Origin of the sequence: Riemerella anatipestifer, from assembly GCF_009670965.2 — a bacterium.
In the GTDB taxonomy this organism is placed as follows: Bacteria; Bacteroidota; Bacteroidia; order Flavobacteriales; family Weeksellaceae; genus Riemerella; species Riemerella anatipestifer_B.
Map to the genome: position 1 here is coordinate 1,087,767 of NZ_CP073239.1, position 22,841 is coordinate 1,110,607.

Genomic DNA, 22,841 nt, shown 5'->3' on the forward strand with positions numbered 1-22,841 from the left:
ATATTATATCAAAGGGATTTCTACACGAAAAATAGTTTCATTTTTAATAATATTCACTTCCTTATGCGTGAGTAAGGCGTAACGTTGCTGAATGTTCTTTAATCCAACTCCTGTACCACCTGCAGGCATCTCTCTTACTTGTAAATTATTTTCTACCATCAAATAAGACGAGGAGGTATAAACCTTAATATTCAACGGTTTTTGAATGGTAGCAAAGTTGTGTTTAATCACATTCTCCAACAATAATTGTAAGGACAATGGCACTACTAAATGATTTTCAAAGTTGGGATTTATATCAAAACTAAAATTAACACTGTCTTCAAAACGGGTTTTAAGAAGTTCGGCATAGGTTTTTGCAAAGCTGATTTCTTCGGCAACGCTTACTGTTTTTTTGTCCCTTTGTTCCAAAACATAGCGGTATATTTTAGACATATCTTCCGTAAACTTTTGAGCTTTTGGTGGGTTTTCCTCAATCAACGCTGTTAAGACATTTAAAGAGTTAAACAGAAAATGCGGGTCTAACTGAGTCTTTAAACTTTGAAACTGTGCCTCCGAGGCTTTGGCTAATTGTTCCTGCACTTCTATTTTCTCTTGAGTACTTTGTTGCAAGGCTTTCATAAAACCATAGGCGTGAAGAATAGAAGATATCAACAAAACAAAAATAATCATAAATAAATTTACAGAATGTGATTTGGCACTAAAGTAATCCTCTGCGGGCATTCCTTGAATAATTACAAAATTGAAATAATTAAGCCCATAAGCAAGAATAATATTAACAATAATCACGATTATTCCCCCAAAAAGCCTAAGTTTAAGTTGGGTCGTCCAATTGTATTTTTTATCTAAAAACTCGTTTAGCAAGCCATTAGTAATACCAAACCCAAATGTATATAGAAGCGATATTGCCCAACTAATAAAAAAGTTATGAATTGTTTTTTCAGGTGTAGCAAATAAAAAGAAGAAAAGAGCAGAAAGTACGCTTACAATAAACAAAGTGCGTATATTTTTAAAGGAAAATGTTTTCATAAGTTAAATTTTGAAAAAGATGGTGAGGAAGAACTTTCCTCACCAAAATATTTATATTTACTTCAAAGATAAGAAATACTGTGCCTCTTTCTTACCCCAATGAGGTAATAGTTTTTGCTCGGCTTCTTGAGTTTCAAACTGTTTTAAAGCTTTTTCAAATAGTTTTAAACCAAGTTCCTTACTTCCACCATGTTCTTTTGGTATATGATACACCGTTTCAGCTTCTAGTAAAGTAATTCTCGGATTATTAGGACTAAGTTTTTTAGCCTTCGCTAAATTTTCACCATAAGATTTGCCATCAGTCGCATAATATTTCTGTGGATTTATCATCATTCTCAATCCATTGATGCGAGCTTTAAGAATATAAATCTCTGCATTTTCAGGCGAAAGAGCCTCTGCCTTTTTCATCCATTCTTCAGCTTGGTTAGCTAAGGTTTCTAACTTGGTTTTATCGGCATAATTACCTCTGAAGCCTTCCATTACACTATTGTAACTCGCATAATAGTAAGGCAACCACTGGTTAGGATTTTCTTCGGCTATTTTCGCAAATGCTTTAGTTACAGGAGCCAACTCTTGGGCGTTTTTGGATTGTTCCATCTGAACAATGCTCTTTTGTAGTTGAGATTGATAATCGGTTTGTGCGTGTGCAAAACCTGTGCTAACTACTACGGCTAAAACAGCGACCCATTTCTTTGTGTTTAGAACTTTGTTTTTCATAATAAGATATTTTTTTGTTAAACTTTCTGATGCAAATGTAAAACGGACATTTGCCCTAAAGAAAAATATCTTACTGAATGGTAATATTGAGTAACTGAACTGTAAAACTTACCTATTTAAGCTCTATGTGAGGGATTTCAAAACCATTTTAAGGAATTTTAATGATGTGTGTTCTGTTTTTTTGAATTATATTCAATTTTATGGATAAAAACCACTCATTCTTCTATCGCCCCAAGTTGTTTTCCTGTTTTTTTATCAACAATTTTTGTTGCCCATTGTTATTATTCTTTCGCCCTACCTCATTTTTGTATCGCCCCTCGTCATTATTAAGTCGCCCCACCTTGTTGGTCTATCGCCCCAGATATTTTTTTGTTTCCCCCAGTTGATTTTTGTTTTGCCCCCAATGTTTTTTTTGGTGTTTTTAACGAAATGGTTGAGGAAGGTGGTTTTGCCCGTTCTGGTTTTTTCTGTGAGAAAGAGGCTTTGGTTGGTGTGTTCGGCTAAATCGAATAGCTGCGGGTTCATATAAAAAACTCGGTAATGGGGCGAAGGGAAGGCTTGTTGAGAGGCCACTTATTAAATTCAAGGATGAAGAAAATATTGGTTTGGACGGTAGGGCTTTTGTTAGGGGGAACGGCTTGCCAATCCCGAGATAAGACGCAGGCTTTGAAAGGGCGGTTGCCGAAGGATGTGGGGCACATGAAAATCGAACACGATAGTTTGAGTCTCTCTTGGCAGGGGCATGAAGATGAAGTGAAAAAAGGATTTAGCGAGCAAACTTTAAAGCCATAATCATAAAGGTAAATGAAGGGGGGATATGGGTCTCGTAATGTTATGGGGCCAACGGTAAGAAAAGAATACCAAGAAAAATGATACTTTAGTATCGTATAAAAAATGAGTGAAAACGGTTGGCGTATTGCCTAAGGCGGGGCTTCTTAGTGCCCAACTTCAACTGAAATCACTCTTCGAAAGTAAACAAAATTTTATAAAAAACAACTTCAACCCGCTTTTGGCAATACCTTGTTGGTGGTAATGCTTATTTGTCAAGCTCCATTTTGCTTTTATTTTTTGATTTCAATCGTCTGTTCCAATGTACAATGTAAACCGTTCCTAAAATTGTCGGCATAATCCAAACTAATGTTGTTCCAATATGTAATCCAGCAACTAAAAAGGCGGTTACAGAAGCTATCAATGCTCCCATCATTCGTCCTAAATGACTAATTAACCAAGCATCTTTCTTTTCGGTAAAAACCTGAAAAGTTTGAAAATCTCTTATTGTCATAAACACTCCAAAGCCACCAAAGAAAAGATATAATATACTATTTTCAACTTTCTGAATCATTCCAATAATTCCAAGTATTAACATTCCAATTGAAACTAAAAGCATTATTCCAGATACTAATTTATCAATCCAGTCTGCTTTGGTTTTAGTCTTACTCTTTAATGTCAATGCTCGGTTTCCTGCCAGAATCAGATAAATTGTAAATATTCCGATTAGAAATAAAAATAAATTTTCGTGATTGGGCATTCTGGCTACAATAAGTGAGACCAATGAACTTATTATCATTGTGTATGAAAATATCTTCCCCGTTCTTTTGTGATTAAAACCTCCTTTTTTCACGAAAATACTTATCATTCCTGTTATTAAACCAAGTCCTCCAAAAAATGCGTGAATATAAATAAGTATCTTAATTGTTTGTTCCATACTTTTTAATTATTTAGTTGTTTTTAATTTGTGTTGGGATTGAACAGTATTACTACCAACTTTCTAGTTACAGGAGCCAACTCTTGGGCATTTTTGGATTGTTCCATCTGAACAATGCTCTTTTGTAGTTGAGATTGATAATCGGTTTATGCGTGTGCAAAACCTGTGCTAACTACTACGGCTAAAACCGCAACCCATTTCTTTGTGTTTAAAACTTTGTTTTTCATAATAAGATATTTTTTTGTTAAACTTTCTGATGCAAATGTAAAACGGACCTTTGCCCTAAAGAAAAATATCTTACTGAACGGTAGTTTTAAATGAGTGAACGGTTATTTCTCATTAAAAACAGTTAAAAAAATCCTCCACAAATGCCAATACCTATTATGATATATACTCCTGCTAGAATAAAAAATATATTAGCCACTTTAGGACTTTTTTTTCTCAAAAGAAACCCTATAATACTAAATAATAACGGAGGTCCAAACATTATTGTCATAATAAGGGCAACTAATCCATTTAAATTACCTTCTAATATTGTCATATTTATCTAACTAATTCCTATAAAATTATTTCATCATCAAAGATATGTTACGAACCTCATCTTCCAAATCTACTCTTATAAATTAAGATATTTTGTTAAACTTTCTGGCACAAATTATTTACCTTAGAAAAAATGGTGTTTTAAGCAGTTATTATCCCATTAAAAACAGGTTATTTAAATCCTCCACAGATACCAATACCTATTATAAGTAATACGAAAAATAATATAAAATATCCCCATATTAAATTAAAAAAGACTTTAGCTGCTTTAGGGTTCTGTTTTTTTACCAAGATGCCTATAATACCAAAAAGTATAGCTGGGCTTGATATCGCCAAGAGGGCTGCTATAATATAGGGCAATCCTTCTAATGTCATATTTCTTTTTTTAATTGGTTCAAATAGTCTACCTTTTCATCTCTGTAAAACAAATTCATAGTTTCAAAAGGTATAATGGTATTATCTTTATTTACAATGTGTACGCAAGATTTTTTTATGGCACGAACATCAAAATTATAAGCATCAATAAATTGCATAATAATAATTCTGAATAGATTATCGTACCCTAAATTAGGAGCCTCTACAAAAGGAAGACAGCACAAAAGACTATGCAATTTAGATGACGCCTTATCGGTAGATGTCCCTGTGCTAAATATCTCAAACATTTTTTGATGCAGTGCTTCATCTTGCTCATACACAATGGTATTTTTACTATTATCCAGCAAGTCTGTAGGGTTAATATATCTTGTAAGTGGAATATTATTTCCATTCAGTTTTAATACATAGCCCATCGCCAATGCATCTGGGTTGCACGGAACAGGAATTAAATCATCTGGGGTAAATATATCCGTCTGTTCCAATATCTTTCTACGAACTTCTGTGAGCGTAATTCGGTCAGTTTCATGATTAAAGTGTTCCAATCTTCCTGCTATCTGTGTAGGCTGAAAAGTAACTCCTCTTACACATTTTTGTTTAAGCCCATACTCTATTATCTTACCCATTTCATCATCATTAAGCCCTTTTTGTAGGGTAACTACTAAAGTAGTTGAGAGGTTTAATTCGTTTAAATGTTCTATTGCTTTTTCTCTAATTTTCTTTAGAGTAGCCCCTCGTAATGATAATAAAGCCTCTTCTTTAAAAGAATCAAACTGTAAATAAATTTCAAAGTCAGGAGCATAGCTTTTTAAACGTTTTGCAAATTCGAAATCTTTAGCTATACTAATCCCGTTGGTATTTACCATAAGATGTTTTATCGGCAGCGTTTTGGCGTAATCCAATATCTCAAAAAATTGAGGGTGTATTGTAGGCTCTCCACCACTTATCTGCACCACATCAGGCTCCTTCTCATTTCTAACGATGGTATCTAACATCGCTTTTACTTCTTCTAAAGTTCTATGCCTACCATAAGTAGGAGACGAACCTGCGTAGCAAGTAGGACAGGTTAAATTACAACGGTCTGTTATTTCCACAACTGTAAGACACGAATGTTGTTCATAGTCGGGGCATAACCCACAATCGTAGGGACAGCCATGATGGGTTTTAGTATTAAACTTATATGGCATTTCCGAAGGTTTGTTATAGTTCCTGATATTCTTATAATACGCTATATCATCAGCAATCAACACTTTGGAATTGCCGTGTTCGGGACATCTTTTAAGCATATAAACCTTGTGGTCTTCAAACACAATTTTAGCATCAATACGCTTTAAACATTCAGGACACAAACTAAGGGTATAGTCGTAATAAGTGTATTTTCTAGTAGGCATTTTTTATTATTTTTTTAATGGTAGGGTAGTAATAAATCCAACAAACTATGCAAAGCCATTGGATACTGCTTAAACCTAAAGTATAGAAAATATTAGGCTTAATAAATTCAATTATAAATCGAAAACCAAAATAAGACAACATAAATATTTTGAATAACAATCCGTTCTCCTTTTGTAAAGTTACTTTATTTTTTCTCAAAAATAGAAAAAGAAGCACCAAAAATATTATTTCATATAAAGAGATAGGGTGTCTATAGAGCCCGTCTCCCAAATCCATTCCTGTAAAAAATTTGGTTTCTGTCCCATAAGTAAATTCATTAACTCCAGTAAGAAAACAACCAACTCGCCCAATAATAATTCCAACTATAATAGGAAAGGTAAATAGGTCTCCCGAAGATTGTTTTTCCTTGATTATCTTTTTCATTACTTCAACCCCAATAAGTCCGCCAAATAATCCGCCCATAATCGTCTTGGTGTTGAATAACTGGATTAGTTGATTAGGACTGAAATCAATCAAAACTGGGTTCTCTAAAAAGCCAATTAGCCGAGAGCCTAAGAAAGCTCCAATAGTAGCTCCCAAAATGATAGAAATTCTATTTTGGCTGGGTATAGTGTCCTGCACCGACTTTCTCAACCATACATAATATCTAAAGCCAACAAAAAACGCTAAATACTCCAAAATCAAATGGATATTTATTTTTACTCCAAATAGTACAGGTTCAAAAGGTATGGTCAATTTTTATTATTTTTAGAAAAGTTACTTCCCAAAGGTACATATTTTAGACAAAAGTCAAACCTAAAATAAGCTGCCCAGCTGTATTTTAAAACCATTTTAAGGAATTTTAATGATGTGTGTTCTATTTTTTTTGAATTATGTTCAATTTTATGGATAAAAACCATTCATTCTTCTATCGCCCTAAGTTGTTTTCCTGTTTTTTATCAACAATTTTTGTTGCCCATTGTCATTATTCTTTCGCCCTACCTCATTTTTGTATCGCCCCTCGTCATTATTAAGTCGCCCCACCTTGTTGGTCTATCGCCCCAGATATTTTTTTGTTTCCCCCAGTTGATTTTTGTTTTGCCCCAATATTTTTGGGGTGTATTGAAGATGTAATTATTTTTTTTGGTAAAAATAGCCTTCGTAACCTAACCATCTATACTTTCAAAGGCATTTTCTATATGAGTAATTTCAAATGCGTCTTGAGTTGTCTTTATAATAGAAATAATATCAAATCTTACTTCCACATTCTTGGGATAGCTTTGTAGAAATTCGTTGGTGGCAGAGATAATGAGTTTTATTTTTCGCCTGTTCACCGCTTCGTGAGGCTCTACCAAAGTACTGTGTTGCCTTGCTTTAACTTCTGCTACCACCAAAGTATTATCTTTTTCGGCAACAATGTCTAGTTCTGCTTTAAGGTATCTGTAGTTTCTTGCTATGATATTATAGCCCTTTTGTTCCAAGAAAAATACGGCTTGATTTTCGGCTTCTTTTCCAAAATCATTATGCTCCGCCATTATTTATAGATAAAAAAGTTCTGCTTTTTCAGAGGTAATTTCAAGACGAACCGAAGCTCCCAAAATAAGCGGTAAATTATGATAGATATGCCCATTAGGAAACTGATACATCATAGGGATTTTATATTTCTCTAATCTTTGTTTTACAATTTCATAAGCAATGCTATCAAAGCTGTCTTCATAGTTTGGATTATCGGTTTCGGAGCCCATATTCGTCATACCACCTATAATAAGCCCTTTTATTTTTCTAAATGCTCCAGCAAGTTCTAGCCCCATCAACATTCTATCAAGAGCGTAAAAGTTTTCGCCTATATCTTCTATAAAAAGGATTTTATCTTTAAAATTAAAGGAATATGGACTTCCCAACAAGGCATAAACCAAGGCTAAATTTCCACCTATTAAAATGCCTTCTGCAACACCTTCTTTATTAAATGAGTGTGGTGTGATTTTATATTTAGGAAGTGTTCCCTCAAGAACATCAAAAATAAGCTGATAACTTTCTTCCGATACCCCAAACGAAGCAGTTTTAAGTGTTTGCCCGTGTATGCTAGCAAATCCGTTTTTTAGAAGATAGCTTTGGATTACAGTATTGTCCGAATAACCTATATACCATTTAGGATTCTCTCTGAAAGCAGATAACTTAATCTTTTTAATGAGATGCTGACAGCCATAGCCTCCTCTAGTTGCCCATACGGCTGAAAGCTCCGTGTTAGAAAACGCCCAATTGATGTCTGATAAACGTTCTTTTTCTGTTCCAGAATAATTGTATCCATTCTTAAAAATCCCCAAGCAATACGGACTTAAAATAGGCTCATATCCTTTGGACTGTATTCGTTCTATACCCGCTTCTATCTGTGAGGCTTCTACGGCTCCAGCAGGAGAAACAATGCCTATTTTAGCTCCTTTTTTTAGTTTTTTGGGAAATGTTATCATACACAATTATTTTCTGATTTTTAGAGAATCCCTCACATAACCGCTTCTTTCTAACTCTTGGTCCAGCTTATTAAATTTTTTGAAGCTCTGCATAAATATAAATACACTAATGATAACTAATATCACTCCAACAGCACTTCGTATTTTATTAGCAAGATTTTGAGTCAATTTATGATGGAACTGTTTTGCTAAAAGGATTTTAATTAAATCTATCCCAATGTAGGTGGCTATCATAATCCCAATGTATAAAATAAATTTATACGGATTAGGATATTGGTTTCGCACCGATATTACAGTAACCAACCAAAATAAAACTACACCTATATTAAGAATATTTAGTAAAAAGCCATTTAAAAAAGTTTTAAAATAGTTTTGACTGATGATTTTTTTTTCGCCTTCTATCCTCATTTTAGTTTTGGAGACTATCATAAAAATCCCATAAATAAAGATAATAAAAGCCGTTATTCTATAAAAACTAGGATATTCGTCTATAATCTCTACTAAATCATCACTCGCAAAGTAGGCCACCAAAATACAAACCAAATCTGCAGTTATAACTCCTATATCTAAGGTTAATGCATGCCTTGCTCCACGCGAAAAGCTAGTTTCTATAAGCAGGAAAAAAATAGGTCCTATAAAAACCAAGCTCAACATTAGCCCTAAGCCGATAGCAGAAAATATAAGTTCTAGCATTTAGTTTTTTTCAATATTACAAAATCTCTAGCAAATGACCTAACAACTACATTCCTAGGTTTTTTCTCACCCTAGCTAAAGTTTCTGCTGCTACTTTTCTAGTTTTTTCTGCTCCTTCTTTTAGTTTAGCTTCTAGCTCATCAAGGTGAGTCATATAGTAATTAAATAACTCTCTCTCCTTTGAGTAAGTTTCTAAAATTAAATTAAGAAGCTCTGTTTTAGCGTGCCCATAGCCAAAATTTCCTGCTAAATATTTCTGTCTTAACTGTTCTGTTTGTTCTGGTGTAGCTATTAGTTCGTATAAAGCGAATACTTTATCTGTTTCAGGGTCTTTAGGCTCTTCTAAAGTTTTAGAATCCGTTTCTATAGACATCACCTGTTTTTTAAGCTGTTTCTCTGGTAAAAATATATTGATGATGTTTCCTCTCGATTTAGACATTTTGTTACCATCAGTACCAGGCACATACTTGGTATTTTCTTGCAGTTCTTCTTGTGGTAATACAAAAGTTTCCCCCATTTGATTGTTAAACCTCGCTCCCATATCTCTTGCCATTTCTAAGTGCTGTAATTGGTCTTTTCCTACAGGAACTATCTCTGCATCGTACAGAAGTATATCCGCTGCCATAAGAACGGGATAAGTAAAAAGTCCAGCGTTTACATCTGCCAAACGGTCTGCTTTATCTTTAAACGAATGAGCTAAAGTAAGCCTTTGATAAGGGAAAAAGCAAGACAAATACCACGACAATTCACATACTTCGGGTATATCACTTTGTCTATAGAAATAAGTTTTTTCCGTGTCAAGACCGAAAGCCAACCACGCAGCCGCTATTTCGTAAGTATTTTGTTTTAGTACTTCTGCATCTTTTATTTGGGTTAAAGAATGCATATTGGCAATAAATAAAAACGATTCGTTTTCAGGATTTTTAGATAACTCTATTGCTGGGATTATCGCTCCTAACAAATTTCCTAAATGAGGCGTTCCCGTAGCTTGAATTCCCGTAAGTATTCTTGACATAGTATTTCTAATTTTTTAAATTAAATATCCCTTCCTTTATCAGGAAAGGATTTACAAAAGTAAGGATTTTTTACCACTCCTTATGGCTCTGCATTCTCTAAAGATAACGCTCTACCTCCGCTAAAGATTTAATATTGATAACGCCTTGCTCCTCAAAACCTTCGTTGAAGACATCAAAAAATAAAACTTTCAAACCAAAATCTCTAGCACCCAAAGCGTCTGCAATCCAATCATCTCCTATAAAATAAGACTCCTCCACCGTTGCTTTCGCTTTATCTAAAGCGAGTTGAAAAATCTCAGGATGAGGTTTTCTTAGTCCTATTTCGTCTGCGCTTGTTACCGTATCAAAGTAATGAGCAATGCCACTTCCATCTAACTTTCTATGAGTAACCTCTTGAAAACCATTAGACAAAATATGAAGAGTATAGCCTTTGTTTTTTAAATAATCTAAAATAAAAATGCTACCCTCTACCAGCTCGTTGTATTCTATAATCTCGTCTAGAAAAAGATTTTCAAAGGTTTGAGATAGTTCAAAATCATCTAATCCAAAATGAAGAAACACATCATAAAAACGATGTTTTCTTAAAGTTTCTTTATCTATAATTCCGTCTCTAATTTTAGCCCAAAGCTCTTCGTTAATGGTATGATACACCTCGTGAAAGGTTTCAAAATCTACTCCGATTTTATCCTCAATCAAATATTTATTAAAAAGTTTTTGGAGCGTGAGTCTCGCATTTTTACGATGATCCCAAAGTGTGTTGTCTAAATCAAAAAAAATGTGCCTTATCTTCATAAGGCACAAAATTAGTTAATTTTTTGGAAGTACATAAACTCTCTTCTTGGAAGAAAGCACCGATAAGGATTTAGAAAAATCTAATAAAAATTTTATCGTAGAAGATTTTGGTAATTTTACCTTTACTACACTAGGATAAACTTTTTTCATAGGCACATATATTTTACCATAGAACGAAAAGCTCAAACCTTTAGTATTTATCTTGTTAAAATTATTTGATTTTCTTCCATTATTTTTCTAAGGTTCATCACAGCGTACCTTACTCTGCCTAAAGTGGTATTGATGCTACAATCTGTATGTTCTGCAATTTCTTTAAAACTAAGTCCATCAAAAAAACGGAGCTTTACTACTTCCTTTTGGTTGTTTGGCAAGAGCTGTATCATTTTCCAAAGGTCATCATTTATTTGAAGGGAAATTAGATGATCTTCTATATTTTCCGAAGGCTCACTAATATGGTCAAAAATAGAAAATTCCTCATCTGAATATGAGGTTTCTGAAACTTTTTTGTGCTTAGATAACAATCGGTAATGGTCTATAATTAGATTGTGAGCAATACGCTTTGCCCAAAGTACAAATTTACCCTCATCTTTATACTCTCCTTTTTTCAACTTGATGATAATTTTCATAAAGGTATCTTGGAAAATATCATTTGCTAAACTTTCATCTAGCACCTTGTAAAAAATAAAGTTAAAAAGGTCAGATTGATTTCTTTCTATAAGCCTTTCTAGGGCTAGTTCATTGCCATTTTGATACTCTTGTATGAGCAGACTATCCGTAATTATTTCCATAACTTTACCTTTAATTTAAACCAAAGTAAAACCATTCCTTACTTGGAAGACCGTTGATTATTACTAATTGTTAAACGATTAAAAAATGTAAAGTTATCCCTATAAATGTCTATTTTGAGAGGACAAATGTATATAAAAAATATGATATTTAAGATTTTTTAACAAAGAAAGCGGAAATTATAATAAAATCCCACCGAAAATGATAGGATTTTACCCATCATCTTTCTATAAAATTATTATACTTTCTCACTCTAGCTTCATACCTTTCGTCTGCTTGTTTTTTACTTTTTTGGTCAAAACTATCATACAATTGAGGGTGAGCTCTATTATAAAACGACGCTCTTGTTAACTCTAAAAGTTTTTTATAATTTTTTATTTCACTAGTGTTTTCCTTCATTAAGTTTAAATCTTCTATACCTTTGTTAGATTTTTGAACAGCAACAAGTTCTATCTTAACATCTCCTGTACCGTCCTCTGCAAACAATACCAAACCAGGAAGTCCCATCAATTTAAAAGGTCCCGCAGAAATGGGAATTTCTTCTGTGTACCAAACAGCATAGGTTCTCCCTGAAAGTTCCGTAATAGCTTTATGACATATAAATGTTCCTATAGTTTTAGTTTCTTCTACTAACTTCCATCTAGGAACTGTTGTAGAATATTTAAACCAATCAGATGTTACCTTTAAATATTGGTCTATGTGTTGAGTCTCCAAATTAGCTACAATATACTCTCGTTGTTGTCCTCCCCTCTTCTTACTCCCCATTAACAGCGTGAGGTCTCCTAGACTTTCTACTTTCGTAATGTTATCTAAGGAGTCATTATAAACCTTCAATGGAGATATGTACACTGAGTGTTTAGCATTTTTTATATATAAACTCATATCGTAAGGCTTTGTATGTTCCATACTTATCGCAGAATCCACTCTATGCCATACTCTATAATCTACTCTATATTGTCCAAAACAAAGATTCCCCACAGAGCACAATATAATATATATCAGTATTCTCATAGTAAAGTTTTTAATTAAACCTTCCAAAAATCTCTATCTAAACTTCTATACTGTATAGCTTCCGCAATGTGGTGGCTTTGTATATTAGTTTCTCCTTCCAAATCTGCTATGGTTCTAGATACTTTCAAAATACGGTCATAAGCCCTTGCAGAAAGATTGAGCTTTTCCATAGCATTTTTTATTAGAAGTAGAGATACCTCATCTAATTCGCAAAAACGCTCTATTTCTTTAGGTCCCATCTGTGCATTGTAGCTAATAGGTAAATCTTGATAGCGTTCTTGCTGTATTTCTCTTGCTTTCAGTACTCTTTGCCTGATAATCTCGCTAGACTCTCCTTTTCTTTTGTCGGACAGTTGGCCAAATTCTACTTTTTGAACTTCTATATGAATGTCTATCCTATCCAAGAGAGGTCCTGAAAGTTTATTAAGATAGCGTTGCATCTCAAAAGAAGAAGAGGTATTATTGGGGTCATCAGGAAAAAATCCGCTAGGGCTAGGATTCATAGATGCTACAAGCATAAAACTAGCAGGATAGTTTACCGTAAATTTAGCTCTGGAAATAGTAACTTCTCTATCCTCCAAAGGTTGTCTCATAACTTCTAGAACGGTTCTTTTAAACTCTGGCATCTCATCTAGAAATAGTACCCCATTGTGAGCCAAAGAAATTTCCCCAGGCTGAGGATAACTACCACCACCTACTAACGCTACATCGGAAATGGTATGATGCGGCGACCTGAAGGGTCTGATGGTCATAAGGGAAGTTTCAGCTCCCATCTTTCCTGCTACAGAATGTATTTTGGTAGTTTCTAATGCTTCTTTTAGTGTTAAAGGAGGGAGAATACTTGGAATCCGTTTTGCTAACATTGTTTTACCACTTCCTGGGGGACCAATGAGAATAATATTATGTCCTCCTGCCGCCGCAACTTCCATGGCTCTTTTAGCGGTCTCTTGACCTTTAACTTCCGAAAAGTCAAATGGAAAAAGATTTACTCTTTTGTGAAATTCCTCTCGTGTATTGACTTTAGTTGGTTCTAAAGGGCAGTTTTCATTAAAAAAATCTATTACCTCTTTGATATTTTCTACACCATAAACTTCCAAATCGTTTACAATAGCTGCCTCTCTTGTGTTTTGTTTTGGTAAAATAATTCCTTTAAAACCTTCTTCTCTTGCTTTTATTGCAATGGGCAAAACACCTTTAATCGGTTGTAAACCTCCATCTAACGAGAGTTCTCCCATTATAAGATACCGTTCTATCTCTGGAGCTACAATCTGCTCTGATGCAGCTAAAATCCCCAACGCAATACTCAAATCGTAAGCTGAACCTTCTTTTCTGAGGTCGGCAGGAGCCATATTTATGGTAATTTTTTTCCCTGGCAATTTATAACCTACATTTTTAAGTGCAGCGGAAATTCTATGACTACTTTCCTTAATAGCATTGTCTGGCAACCCTACTAAATGGTAACCTACTCCTTGATCTACATTAACCTCTATTGTAATGGTTTGTGCGGAAACACCATGTATAGCACTACCGTAAACTTTTACCAACATCTGTTATAGATTTTGAGCTAAATTTAAGCGTTTTTATTTAAATACTACATAAAATCTTCTCCGTTTTTGATATTCTTTAAATCTAAAACAAAATCTTTTATTTTTTGATCATTTTCTCTAGGACAGATAAGTAGTGCCTTTTCTGTATCTACCACTATGTAATCTTGCAATCCATCTATAATTGCTAGTTTATTACTTTCTTTTAACCTTATTATATTTCCTTTAGAGTTATAGGTTAAAATATATTTAGAATTGGTGGAATTTTGCTCTTTGTTTTTTTCAGCATTGTCGTAAACAGAATTCCAAGTTCCTAAATCGCTCCAACCAAGGTCTGCAGGAATCACATAGACATTATCTGCCTTTTCCATAATCCCATTATCGATAGATATTTTTTCTGCTTTTGGATATATTTTTTCTATACAATTAGGTTCAGTCTCATTAGCGTCGTAGTCACATTCATCAAAAAGATGCTTCATCTCAGGTAGATGCTTGGAGAATGCTTTTATAATACTTTTAGCAGACCAAATAAATATCCCGGCATTCCAAAGAAAATCTCCTGCTTCTAAGAATGTTTTAGCAATCTCTAGGTTAGGTTTTTCGGTAAAGGTTTTTACTTTTAGTAGTGGTATACCTTTCCCTTCTACAAACTGAATATAGCCATATCCCGTATCTGGACGGGTAGGTGTAATCCCTAATGTGATGAGATAGTCGTTTTCTGCCGCAACATTTAACCCCAATAAAGCTTTGTCTAAAAACCTATCTTCTTTTAAAATAAGATGATCTGCAGGTGTAACTATTATTTGAGCATCTGGATTTTGCTCTGCAATAATATTAGCCATATAGATATTACAAGCAGCAGTGTTTTTCATCATAGGCTCTCCTATAATATTTTGCGGGGGTAGATTTGGTAACTGTTCCGATGTTAGGCTAACATATTCTTTATTAGTAATAACAAAAATATTTTCGGCAGAAATCAACTTAGATACTCGGTCATAAGTTTGTTGTATCATAGTTCTACCCACACCTAGTATATCTTGAAATTGCTTAGGATAGCTTTGGGTACTTAGAGGCCAAAAACGACTCCCAATACCTCCTGCCATAATAACACAATAGTGATTTTTGTTATGTTTCATACATCTAATTTATCGGTTAAAACTTCTGCGAAAGGACTGAACAAATACTGTTTCCCTGTATCCAGATGAGTACAAAGATAGCGTTTTTTCTTTTTTTCAATCATTCTAAATTTGGTGTTTCTGAAAATGAAAATCTGTCTTTCAGTCAAATCTTCCACAAGTGTAACTCCGTCTCCGTTTTCTTTTTTAAAATACATTTCTAAATCCCGACTCGCATTAAAACTTGCCTTAGGGGTTTTAGAGAATTTTAATAATATTTTTTGAAAATCAACATCATAAATTTCCAAGCTTTCTAATATTAGTTCCCTAAAAATTTGCTTCCATTCTTTGCCGTGAGGAACTATCTTTTTATATTTTTCAAATGCTACAAGATGTGCTATTTCGTGAGTTAATACAAAAAAGAACAAAGGTTTCTCAAGCCCTCCGTTAATTGTAATCTGATGACCTTTATTTTTTAATTTCTTATAATCCCCCAACTTAGACACTCTATCTTTAGTTATTTTAATAAATACAGAATAACCATTACACCATTTTTCTACATAACTAAAAGCTCCCAATGGAAGAAAATCTACCAGTCTCTCTTTTGACATTCTATAATCTTTCCTATATACAAAAATAAAAATCCCACCTGTTAAAAGTGGGATTTATGATTATAAATTCTTGTTAAATCTTATTCAGCTGCAGCTTCTTCCTCCTCTTCATCGTCATCATCAGCAATAGCTCCACCTTTCATTGCAGTTCTAGACATCTTAACTGCCACTACCACAGCATTGTCTGGGTGCATAAATGTGTAATCTGGAGATTTGATATCACCTACATAAGTTTTGTTACCAATTCTTAGTTTCGTTACATCTATAACGATTTCGTCTGGTAAATTAGCAGGAAGCGCTTTTACTTTAAGTTTTCTGAAAGATTGTCTAAGTACACCACCTGCAACAACCCCTCTAGATCTACCTGTAATTTTTACTGGTACCTCCATAACCACAGGTTTGTCATCGCTTAGCTGATAGAAATCTGCGTGAAGAATTCTGTCCGTAATAGGGTGAAACTGAATATCCTGCAATACTGCTGGAATAGTTTCTCCGTTTACTTCAATAGATACCGTGTGTGCCTCAGGAGTGTAAACCAAATTCTTAAACGATTTTTCTTCAGTAGAAAAATGTAAAGGTTCCTTACCTCCATAAACAACACAAGGAACTAATTCAGCATCGCGTAACGCTTTCGTAGATTTCTTGCCTACGCTTTCTCTTTTCTGTCCTTGAATTGTAATAGATTTCATTTATAAAAATTTAAATTTGTTTTATTTCTAATTGTTTTTATTTGCTTATTATCAATTAAATGATAAATTTATCACTAATAGATTTATGTTCGTGTACCATCTGCATCACTTCGGCAAATAACGGGGCGCAAGATAGCACTTTTATTTTAGATGACAAATTATTTTTGATAGGAATTGTATCAGTTACAATAACTTCGGTTATTTTAGAGTTCTCTATATTTTCGTAAGCCTTTCCAGAAAACACCGCATGAGTTGCCATCGCTCTTACGCTCTTTGCTCCTTTTTCTATGAGGATATCAGCGGCTTTACAAAGCGTTCCAGCTGTGTCTATCATATCATCTATCAAGATAACATTCTTATCTGTTACATCACCGATTAGGAACATTTCCTCCACCACATTGGCTTTTTTTCTTTCCTTATAGGCTATCACAACTTCAGCACCTAAATGCCCTGCATAGTTTTTAGCTCTTTTTGCTCCTCCCATATCTGGTGAAGCAATGGTTAAGTTATCTAAATTTAAAGATTTGATATAATCCACAAAAATAGTAGAAGCATAAAGGTGATCTACTGGAATTTCAAAGAACCCTTGTATTTGGTCTGCATGAAGATCCATCGTCATAATTCTTGTTGCTCCTGCAGCAGTCAACAGGTTTGCTACCAATTTTGCACCTATTGGAGCTCTTGGCTTATCCTTCCTATCTTGCCTTGCAAGACCATAGTAAGGTATAACCACAGTAATGCTCTTAGCTGATGCTCTTTTGGCCGCATCTATCATTAAAAGCATTTCTAAAAGATTGTCTGCTGGAGGAAAAGTAGAGCCTATCAAAAATACTCTTCCACCTCTTACAGATTGGTCTAAAACAGGTTCAAACTCGCCATCACTAAAGGATTGAAAGTTAATTTTCCCTAACTCTTGACCGTAATGTTTTGCGATTTTCTCTGCTAAGTCTTTACTGGTTCTTGTACTGAATAGATAACTTGCCTGATTTGCCATTTTTACTTTTTTATTGAGGTTGCAAATTTAAAAAAATAAAATAAAAGCAGTTTAAAAATTTTAAACTGCTTTTACTCTTTCAATTATTTAAATTTTATGGGAATTTAATTCCTGAATAACTATTTGGACTCACTTGTGGAAGTGTGGATTTATACTTAGCGTTAATTGCTTTTATAAACTCGTTAGCAATCACTGCGTAACCTCTTCCTGTAAGGTGTACTCCATCTAACGAAAATGCTCCACCTGTTACAAAAGATGCAGTATATTTAACTCCATCAAATTGAATTCCATAAGTGCTATTTAACTCCACCATTTTAGCATTAGCATCTACAAAGGCTAACCCATAAGTATCCGCCAAAGCTTTTATACTTGCATTATACTTAGCTGTAGCTGTTAAAACCGCCTGTTTTTCGCTTGGAATTAAGACATGTTGGTCTTCCAATGGAAAGGTAACTCCATATTTATCAAACGGAGCTACCGCGTATGGGTTACTAGGTTTAGTATTTATTACCTGTCTTGTACTCAAAGGAATTAAATCTTCTGCTGTTGTATGTCTCGCTTGTCCTAAAACTTTACCTATTACTGTTGCTTGTGCTACAGGTATCCCCGCCTTAGACAGAGCCGCTGTAATTTCAGCAGACATATCTTTAAGAGTCTCATCTTTGATTAGTAGCGGATTAGCTCCCTCTTTTAGAGTCACAAACCTTCCTCCTTGCTTATAAGCATCTAGAACTTGATTAACTCCTGCTAAACTTTGGTTAAGTTCACTAGCTTGAGCTGCAGTTAATGGAACAGGATTGTAAGGTATTGTTGTAAAGAAAGGTATAGAAGTTACATTTGGAATGTTTGCAATAACACCTTTAGTAGCACCTACAGCTTTCATTCCATCTAAAACAGCTTTGATAGAACCAGCTAATACATCAGGGTCTGTAATATCATTAGCTCCATAAGTTGAAGGATTAAGATTTCCTGTCTGATCTTTGCCAACCCCGCCAGAAGCAGCATAATAAAGAGCATCATTATTTCCTATCCATAAAGAGAAGAAAGTTGGTTTTTGAGCCATGGCATCTTTAAGCACACTAGTGCTAGCACTTGAAGCAAATCTAACAAAATACGGATTGGCTTTTCCTAAAGCTAAACCAGCTTGACTTCCATAACCATCTGCCACCAAGTGAAATGACTTTGCTCCAGGAACTCCCATATTGTTAAATGTTCCTGTGAGTTTATCCAAAGCTCCCCCTGCAGCTGAGTATGTAGGAGTTAATGAGCCATTTTCTAAACTTAATACCAATTTACCTGGAAAACCAGATAAATCACTAAAGCCTCCTATATCGTTGGGCATTAGCGGCTGAGTAAAATCTCCCCCACCTGCTTTTTGCATTTGAGAAGCAATTATAGATGGATAAGATTCTGATTGTCCACTAGAGTATAGTGCTCCGTCTCTGTAACCAGAAGTAAGTGAGTTTCCTAAAGCTACATATTTAGAGAAATCAGCTTCTCCATTGGTAATACTAATCTTAGAAACATCTCTATCATCAAAATCTGTTTCACAACTCATTACAGATAGCATAGATACTGCTGCTAATGAGGATATAATTATTTTTTTCATAAATCTGTTAAATTAAAATGGGTTGTAAGATAGACCTAAGCCAAAATAAACTGCTTTAGCTTTAGCTTGTCCATAAAAATTATAATATTCATTAGCTACTGTTCTTGCTTTTGGGAAAGCCATAGCGCCCGCTAAATCTACTCCAAATTTGTTCAGTTTAAACCCTAAACCTGCTGTAACAACACTAGAGTTAAACGATGGGGTTTCTGGGATAAAATCTTTGTCTGTATAGGGAGATTCATCATAGTAATAACCTAGTCTGGCTGCTATTTTATCCGTTACCATATATTGGGTTCCGAAACGCCAAGTTTGAGTGTTTTTGAAATTCTTAGGTGTAACAAGTAGGGTAGCATCATTAGGCTGGTTGCCAAGTTTAGCGTTTTCAAAATCTAACGCTAGGTGGCTGTACTCCGACCAGCCTGTATAGTTAAAATCAGCAGAGACTAACCATTTAGGTGTAATCTTGTAAGTTGCTCCTATTGTGTACTCATCTACTAGAGGCAATGTAGCTTTGAAGTTATCCTGCCCATTAGCATCAAGTCCTCTTAAAGGATATAAACTTTTCGGCATATTAAACGAAACTTTCCCACTATTAGCTTTCATATCCACTGGCGAACGGTAAGCTACACTAACGTCCCACTTTTCATCAGGTTTAAAGTAAAAACCAAACGAGAAACCTTGCCCTGACGCTTTTTCATCTTTAATGTTCATAGTTCCATTAACGCTAGTTACCGCTTTGTCCCAGTTTACGGAACCTTTAGCATAGATATAACTTGCCCCTAAAGATACCCAATTGGCTAACTTTACAGAAACCATTGGCTGAAAGAAAATACTTTTCAGTTGCATTTTTTGCACCATTTCCTTCCCTGCCCAATCTTCGCCCCACTGTACGGTGCTTCCAAAAGGTGTGGTAACGCTAAGCCCTAACGAAACATCATCTGTTACTTTATAAGCTACCGCTGCATAGAAAGGTGTTCCTAAAGGGTTATCGGTAGTGTAAGAGTTTAAAGTGTTTAAATTCTGATAAGTTACGCTAGATAATGCACCAAAGCCTCCTGCTACAACACTTAGTTTGGACGGAATGAAGGATATACCTGCGGGATTAAAGAAAGCCACACTCGCATCTTCTGCGTGAGCACTTGTATGCGCCATAGCCAACTGTTTTACCCCTTGCAAAGAAACTCTAAAGCCTCCTGCTTGGGCTAACACACCGCATAATACTGCCGATGTTAATATTATTTTTTTCATAAACTGTTATGTTAGTTAATTAAAGTTTTCAAATATAGAACTTTTTTTTAAACAATAGCGATAAAATAAGTACTGTTTAAAAATTAAAACTATTCTAAATAGCCAATTTTCAGGATTGATTATAAATCAATAGGAATAAAATATTTTTTTGTTTAATATTAAACGAACTCGTGATAATGATTACCTGAAAAGTGGTTATTAACCCGTTTTGTAGGGTGTAAGATACCGTTACTAAGGGCTCGCTAACTATTATTTGAGTGGTCATTAACCCGTTTTGTAGGGCATAAGATACCGTTGCTAAGGGGTCGATAACTATTATTTAAGTGGTCATTAACCCGTTTTGTAAGGGGTAAGATGCCGTTGCTAAGGGGTCGCTAACTATTACTTAAGTGGTCATTACCCCGTTTTGTAGGGCGTAAGATACCGTCGCTAAGGGCTCGCTAACTATTATTTAAGTGGTCATTAACCCGTTTTGTAGGGGGTAAGATGCCAAGTAAGGTAATCTAGGGCTTTGGTTTTACGGTGTTCCTTTTAGAGCCTTTATTTCATCTCTTAGTTTTGCGGCTAAGATAAAGTCTAATTGTTTTGCGGCAACCTCCATTTGTTTTTGTTTCTCTGCTATTATTTTCTCCAAATCCTCTGCATTACCATAGCTAACCTTTGTTTCAGCTACCTGCTTCACAATTTCTTTTTGGATATATTCTTGTTTCGGGAAATCAGGTGTATGCCCTACCAAAACATCGGATATTTTCTTATTTAAAGGCTGTGGTATAAGACCGTTAGCCGCGTTATAGCTCATCTGTTTTTCTCTACGATAATTAGTTTCATCAATAGTAGCCTGCATAGATTTAGTTATTTTATCCGCATACATAATGGCTTTACCATTGATGTTTCTAGCCGCTCGTCCTACCGTCTGTATCATCGAACGGCGAGAACGAAGCATACCCTCTTTATCCGCGTCTAAGATAGCTACCAAAGATACTTCTGGCAAATCTAAACCCTCTCTAAGTAGATTAACTCCCACAAGCACATCAAAAAGCCCTGTACGCAAATCTTGCATTATTTGTATACGCTCTAGTGTATCCACATCAGAATGAATATATCTAGTTCGTATGCCAAATTTGGTGAAATATTTGGTAAGCTCTTCCGCCATTTTTTTTGTGAGTGTGGTTACCAAGACTCTCTCGTCTTCCTCCGCTCTTTTTTGAATCTCCTCCATTAAATCATCTATCTGATTAAGCGTAGGTCTTACCTCTATAATCGGGTCTAGCAAACCTGTTGGGCGGATAATCTGCTCTACATATTCGCCTTGTGTTTTTTCCAATTCATAATCTGCTGGTGTAGCAGATACATAGATGACTTGATTTTGCATTTCTTCAAACTCCTCAAACTTTAAGGGTCTGTTGTCCATTGCAGCGGGCAATCTAAACCCATATTCTACCAAGCTCTCTTTTCTGCTACGGTCGCCTCCGTACATTGCATGCACTTGAGGTATAGTTACATGGCTTTCGTCTATTACCATTAGGTAATCTTTAGGAAAATAATCTAATAAACAAAACGGACGAGAACCAGGTTTTCTGCCGTCCATATACCTAGAATAATTCTCTATACCAGAACAATAACCTAGCTCTTTTATCATTTCCAAATCCAATTCCGTTCGCTCTTTCAAACGCTTGGCTTCTAGGTTTTTTCCTATTTCATTAAAAAAATCCACTTGCTTTACAAGGTCATCTTGGATTTCTCTAATAGCACTATTCATTGTCTCTTTTGAAGTAACGAATAGATTAGCAGGGTAAATATTAATCTTGTCAAAATCACCCATTATATTTCCTGAAACAGGGTCAAAGCTTTGGATTTTATCAATTTCATTACCAAAAAATCTTATTCTAATTGCATTATCGGCATAAGCAGGAAAAACATCTACCACATCTCCTTTAACCCTAAAACTCCCTCGTACAAATTCATTAACCGCCCTAGAGTAAAGTGCACTAACTAGCTTGTGGAGCAAATCTGTCCTAGAAATTTTGGATTGAAGTTCTAGCTCTATAAGAGATTTATTAAACTCTGTAGGGTTACCAATACCATAAATACACGACACCGAAGCCACTATAAGCACATCTCGCCTCCCTGAAAGAAGACTTGTCGTAGCAGAAAGCCTTAATTTCTCTACCTCCTCATTTATACTAAGGTCTTTTTCTATGTAAGTTCCCGTACTGGCAATGTATGCTTCGGGTTGGTAATAATCGTAATAGGATACAAAATATTCTACTGCATTTTCAGGAAAAAATTCCTTAAACTCCATAAATAGCTGGGCAGCTAATGTCTTATTATGAGCAAGAACAATAGTAGGTCGTTGGACAGTATTCACTACATTGGCAATGGTAAAGGTTTTACCGGAGCCTGTAACTCCTAGCAGAGTTTGGTAAGGCTGACCTTGTTCTATCCCAGAGACCAACTTATCAATCGCTTGTGGCTGGTCTCCAGTAGGTTTAAATTCGGAGTGGAGCTTAAATTTCATTTCACAAATATAACCA

The 22,841-nt window shown here is 34.9% G+C and carries 24 protein-coding genes; 1 reads left to right on the forward strand and 23 read right to left on the reverse strand.

All coding sequences use genetic code 11. The features are described from left to right. Positions 1-3: 3 nt before the first annotated feature. Together D1J36_RS04995 and D1J36_RS05000 are read right to left on the reverse strand one after the other, a co-directional pair. Positions 4-1,026: a sensor histidine kinase gene (locus D1J36_RS04995; RefSeq protein WP_154137459.1), complete on the reverse strand. Its 1,023-nt coding sequence runs from the start codon at positions 1,024-1,026 to the stop codon at positions 4-6. 57 nt (positions 1,027-1,083) lie between these two features. Further along, positions 1,084-1,743, reverse strand: a complete 660-nt coding sequence (locus tag D1J36_RS05000) for a hypothetical protein (protein ID WP_154137460.1) — start codon at positions 1,741-1,743, stop codon at positions 1,084-1,086. 588 nt (positions 1,744-2,331) lie between these two features. On the opposite strand from D1J36_RS05000, the gene D1J36_RS05005 reads away from it, so the two are divergent. Continuing rightward, complete coding sequence (locus tag D1J36_RS05005; protein WP_154137461.1) at positions 2,332-2,535, forward strand: hypothetical protein; 204 nt, start codon at positions 2,332-2,334, stop codon at positions 2,533-2,535. A gap of 244 nt (positions 2,536-2,779) precedes the next feature. Here D1J36_RS05005 and D1J36_RS05010 read toward each other — a convergent pair whose 3' ends face one another. From D1J36_RS05010 to uvrB, 21 genes are all read right to left on the reverse strand, one after another. Further along, the gene (locus D1J36_RS05010; RefSeq protein WP_154137462.1) at positions 2,780-3,448 is read right to left on the reverse strand and encodes a hypothetical protein; all 669 of its coding nucleotides are present in this window, start codon (positions 3,446-3,448) and stop codon (positions 2,780-2,782) included. Between the two features lie 349 nt (positions 3,449-3,797). Beyond that, a complete protein-coding gene (locus D1J36_RS05015) occupies positions 3,798-3,989 on the reverse strand; it encodes a hypothetical protein (RefSeq protein WP_154137463.1) in 192 nt (63 codons plus the stop codon). A 170-nt stretch (positions 3,990-4,159) separates the two neighbouring features. Then, positions 4,160-4,363 (reverse strand): hypothetical protein, encoded by a 204-nt coding sequence (locus D1J36_RS05020; protein WP_154137464.1) that lies wholly within the window; start codon positions 4,361-4,363, stop codon positions 4,160-4,162. Next, positions 4,360-5,751, reverse strand: a complete 1,392-nt coding sequence (locus D1J36_RS05025; protein WP_154137465.1) for a radical SAM protein — start codon at positions 5,749-5,751, stop codon at positions 4,360-4,362. Before D1J36_RS05025 ends, D1J36_RS05020 begins: the two co-directional genes overlap by 4 nt. Next, on the reverse strand, positions 5,741-6,487 hold the full coding sequence (locus D1J36_RS05030) for a prolipoprotein diacylglyceryl transferase family protein (protein ID WP_154137466.1): 747 nt from the start codon (positions 6,485-6,487) through the stop codon (positions 5,741-5,743). The genes D1J36_RS05025 and D1J36_RS05030 overlap by 11 nt, the downstream gene beginning before the upstream one ends. Positions 6,488-6,897: 410 nt before the next feature. Further along, entirely contained in the window at positions 6,898-7,266 is a 369-nt protein-coding gene (locus D1J36_RS05035; protein ID WP_014937641.1) for a YraN family protein, read from the reverse strand. A gap of 3 nt (positions 7,267-7,269) precedes the next feature. Beyond that, positions 7,270-8,199: a S66 peptidase family protein gene (locus D1J36_RS05040; RefSeq protein ID WP_154137467.1), complete on the reverse strand. Its 930-nt coding sequence runs from the start codon at positions 8,197-8,199 to the stop codon at positions 7,270-7,272. Positions 8,200-8,205: 6 nt separating this feature from the next. Next, positions 8,206-8,892, reverse strand: coding sequence for a LysE family translocator (locus tag D1J36_RS05045; protein WP_064971163.1), 687 nt, complete (start codon positions 8,890-8,892; stop codon positions 8,206-8,208). Positions 8,893-8,938: 46 nt separating this feature from the next. Continuing rightward, positions 8,939-9,907 (reverse strand): tryptophan--tRNA ligase, encoded by a 969-nt coding sequence (gene trpS, locus D1J36_RS05050; protein ID WP_014937644.1) that lies wholly within the window; start codon positions 9,905-9,907, stop codon positions 8,939-8,941. Positions 9,908-10,004: 97 nt separating this feature from the next. Next, positions 10,005-10,700: a YjjG family noncanonical pyrimidine nucleotidase gene (locus D1J36_RS05055; RefSeq protein WP_014937645.1), complete on the reverse strand. Its 696-nt coding sequence runs from the start codon at positions 10,698-10,700 to the stop codon at positions 10,005-10,007. 15 nt (positions 10,701-10,715) lie between these two features. After that, complete coding sequence (locus tag D1J36_RS09890; RefSeq protein WP_014937646.1) at positions 10,716-10,850, reverse strand: hypothetical protein; 135 nt, start codon at positions 10,848-10,850, stop codon at positions 10,716-10,718. Between the two features lie 47 nt (positions 10,851-10,897). Continuing rightward, positions 10,898-11,488: an RNA polymerase sigma factor gene (locus D1J36_RS05060; RefSeq protein ID WP_154137468.1), complete on the reverse strand. Its 591-nt coding sequence runs from the start codon at positions 11,486-11,488 to the stop codon at positions 10,898-10,900. A 217-nt stretch (positions 11,489-11,705) separates the two neighbouring features. Continuing rightward, positions 11,706-12,497 (reverse strand): GLPGLI family protein, encoded by a 792-nt coding sequence (locus D1J36_RS05065; protein ID WP_109475384.1) that lies wholly within the window; start codon positions 12,495-12,497, stop codon positions 11,706-11,708. A 14-nt stretch (positions 12,498-12,511) separates the two neighbouring features. Then, positions 12,512-14,044, reverse strand: coding sequence for a YifB family Mg chelatase-like AAA ATPase (locus D1J36_RS05070; protein ID WP_154137469.1), 1,533 nt, complete (start codon positions 14,042-14,044; stop codon positions 12,512-12,514). Between the two features lie 44 nt (positions 14,045-14,088). After that, positions 14,089-15,177: a mannose-1-phosphate guanylyltransferase gene (locus tag D1J36_RS05075; protein WP_154137470.1), complete on the reverse strand. Its 1,089-nt coding sequence runs from the start codon at positions 15,175-15,177 to the stop codon at positions 14,089-14,091. Continuing rightward, complete coding sequence (locus tag D1J36_RS05080) at positions 15,174-15,767, reverse strand: SprT-like domain-containing protein (RefSeq protein WP_154137471.1); 594 nt, start codon at positions 15,765-15,767, stop codon at positions 15,174-15,176. Before D1J36_RS05080 ends, D1J36_RS05075 begins: the two co-directional genes overlap by 4 nt. An 80-nt stretch (positions 15,768-15,847) precedes the next feature. Next, positions 15,848-16,456: a 50S ribosomal protein L25/general stress protein Ctc gene (locus D1J36_RS05085; RefSeq protein WP_014937650.1), complete on the reverse strand. Its 609-nt coding sequence runs from the start codon at positions 16,454-16,456 to the stop codon at positions 15,848-15,850. A gap of 55 nt (positions 16,457-16,511) precedes the next feature. Continuing rightward, complete coding sequence (locus D1J36_RS05090) at positions 16,512-17,450, reverse strand: ribose-phosphate pyrophosphokinase (RefSeq protein ID WP_014937651.1); 939 nt, start codon at positions 17,448-17,450, stop codon at positions 16,512-16,514. Between the two features lie 94 nt (positions 17,451-17,544). Continuing rightward, complete coding sequence (locus D1J36_RS05095) at positions 17,545-19,059, reverse strand: G-D-S-L family lipolytic protein (protein WP_154137472.1); 1,515 nt, start codon at positions 19,057-19,059, stop codon at positions 17,545-17,547. A gap of 12 nt (positions 19,060-19,071) precedes the next feature. Continuing rightward, the gene (locus D1J36_RS05100; RefSeq protein WP_154137473.1) at positions 19,072-20,307 is read right to left on the reverse strand and encodes an OmpP1/FadL family transporter; all 1,236 of its coding nucleotides are present in this window, start codon (positions 20,305-20,307) and stop codon (positions 19,072-19,074) included. A 517-nt stretch (positions 20,308-20,824) separates the two neighbouring features. Next, the gene (gene uvrB / locus D1J36_RS05105) at positions 20,825-22,825 is read right to left on the reverse strand and encodes an excinuclease ABC subunit UvrB (RefSeq protein ID WP_154137474.1); all 2,001 of its coding nucleotides are present in this window, start codon (positions 22,823-22,825) and stop codon (positions 20,825-20,827) included. Between the last annotated feature and the right edge of the window lie 16 nt (positions 22,826-22,841).

What these genes read in the sequence shown, in the direction of transcription:
- D1J36_RS05060 (WP_154137468.1), bottom strand. Translation starts at nt 11,488, where the DNA reads ATGGAAATAATTACGGATAGTCTGCTCATACAAGAGTATCAAAATGGC.
- uvrB (WP_154137474.1), bottom strand. Translation starts at nt 22,825, where the DNA reads ATGAAATTTAAGCTCCACTCCGAATTTAAACCTACTGGAGACCAGCCA.
- D1J36_RS05025 (WP_154137465.1), bottom strand. Translation starts at nt 5,751, where the DNA reads ATGCCTACTAGAAAATACACTTATTACGACTATACCCTTAGTTTGTGT.
- D1J36_RS05015 (WP_154137463.1), bottom strand. Translation starts at nt 3,989, where the DNA reads ATGACAATATTAGAAGGTAATTTAAATGGATTAGTTGCCCTTATTATG.
- D1J36_RS05040 (WP_154137467.1), bottom strand. Translation starts at nt 8,199, where the DNA reads ATGATAACATTTCCCAAAAAACTAAAAAAAGGAGCTAAAATAGGCATT.
- D1J36_RS05075 (WP_154137470.1), bottom strand. Translation starts at nt 15,177, where the DNA reads ATGAAACATAACAAAAATCACTATTGTGTTATTATGGCAGGAGGTATT.
- D1J36_RS05070 (WP_154137469.1), bottom strand. Translation starts at nt 14,044, where the DNA reads ATGTTGGTAAAAGTTTACGGTAGTGCTATACATGGTGTTTCCGCACAA.
- D1J36_RS05045 (WP_064971163.1), bottom strand. Translation starts at nt 8,892, where the DNA reads ATGCTAGAACTTATATTTTCTGCTATCGGCTTAGGGCTAATGTTGAGC.
- D1J36_RS05085 (WP_014937650.1), bottom strand. Translation starts at nt 16,456, where the DNA reads ATGAAATCTATTACAATTCAAGGACAGAAAAGAGAAAGCGTAGGCAAG.
- trpS (WP_014937644.1), bottom strand. Translation starts at nt 9,907, where the DNA reads ATGTCAAGAATACTTACGGGAATTCAAGCTACGGGAACGCCTCATTTA.
- D1J36_RS09890 (WP_014937646.1), bottom strand. Translation starts at nt 10,850, where the DNA reads ATGAAAAAAGTTTATCCTAGTGTAGTAAAGGTAAAATTACCAAAATCT.
- D1J36_RS05010 (WP_154137462.1), bottom strand. Translation starts at nt 3,448, where the DNA reads ATGGAACAAACAATTAAGATACTTATTTATATTCACGCATTTTTTGGA.
- D1J36_RS05005 (WP_154137461.1), top strand. Translation starts at nt 2,332, where the DNA reads ATGAAGAAAATATTGGTTTGGACGGTAGGGCTTTTGTTAGGGGGAACG.
- D1J36_RS04995 (WP_154137459.1), bottom strand. Translation starts at nt 1,026, where the DNA reads ATGAAAACATTTTCCTTTAAAAATATACGCACTTTGTTTATTGTAAGC.
- D1J36_RS05100 (WP_154137473.1), bottom strand. Translation starts at nt 20,307, where the DNA reads ATGAAAAAAATAATATTAACATCGGCAGTATTATGCGGTGTGTTAGCC.
- D1J36_RS05095 (WP_154137472.1), bottom strand. Translation starts at nt 19,059, where the DNA reads ATGAAAAAAATAATTATATCCTCATTAGCAGCAGTATCTATGCTATCT.
- D1J36_RS05090 (WP_014937651.1), bottom strand. Translation starts at nt 17,450, where the DNA reads ATGGCAAATCAGGCAAGTTATCTATTCAGTACAAGAACCAGTAAAGAC.
- D1J36_RS05035 (WP_014937641.1), bottom strand. Translation starts at nt 7,266, where the DNA reads ATGGCGGAGCATAATGATTTTGGAAAAGAAGCCGAAAATCAAGCCGTA.
- D1J36_RS05000 (WP_154137460.1), bottom strand. Translation starts at nt 1,743, where the DNA reads ATGAAAAACAAAGTTCTAAACACAAAGAAATGGGTCGCTGTTTTAGCC.
- D1J36_RS05080 (WP_154137471.1), bottom strand. Translation starts at nt 15,767, where the DNA reads ATGTCAAAAGAGAGACTGGTAGATTTTCTTCCATTGGGAGCTTTTAGT.
- D1J36_RS05055 (WP_014937645.1), bottom strand. Translation starts at nt 10,700, where the DNA reads ATGAAGATAAGGCACATTTTTTTTGATTTAGACAACACACTTTGGGAT.
- D1J36_RS05020 (WP_154137464.1), bottom strand. Translation starts at nt 4,363, where the DNA reads ATGACATTAGAAGGATTGCCCTATATTATAGCAGCCCTCTTGGCGATA.
- D1J36_RS05065 (WP_109475384.1), bottom strand. Translation starts at nt 12,497, where the DNA reads ATGAGAATACTGATATATATTATATTGTGCTCTGTGGGGAATCTTTGT.